This window comes from Robertmurraya sp. DFI.2.37 (assembly GCF_029211245.1).
Taxonomy (GTDB): Bacteria; Bacillota; Bacilli; order Bacillales; family Cytobacillaceae; genus Robertmurraya; species Robertmurraya methanolica_A.
Map to the genome: position 1 here is coordinate 1 of NZ_JARGEJ010000656.1, position 299 is coordinate 299.

At 36.1% G+C, this 299-nt stretch carries 1 pseudogene; it reads left to right on the forward strand.

What is annotated here, in order from left to right:
- Positions 1-299: pseudogene (locus PZE06_RS28090) on the forward strand (aminotransferase class I/II-fold pyridoxal phosphate-dependent enzyme); the annotation flags it as partial.

Consider the following 299-nt stretch of genomic DNA (forward strand, 5'->3'; position numbering starts at 1 on the left):
GGTTCAATCGAATTGCAGCTATACAGGGTATGAATTACAGCAGCTTTTTGAAGAAAAGGGAATTTACGCAGAAATGGCCGAGCCGAATAATATTCTCTTTGTCCTGACACTTTTGAAAAAGGATGCAGAATTTCCATTTGGTGACATCATCACAAGGCTAAAAGGATTACGAATTCAAGAAGCTAAGAAAAGAGAAAGAACTCGTTATTTTAACAAGAAAAGAATTTCGACTCTATATCGTGTACAATCACATAAGAAAGCATTATTTCCGATTGAAGATTCAGCTGGTTCAGTTTGTG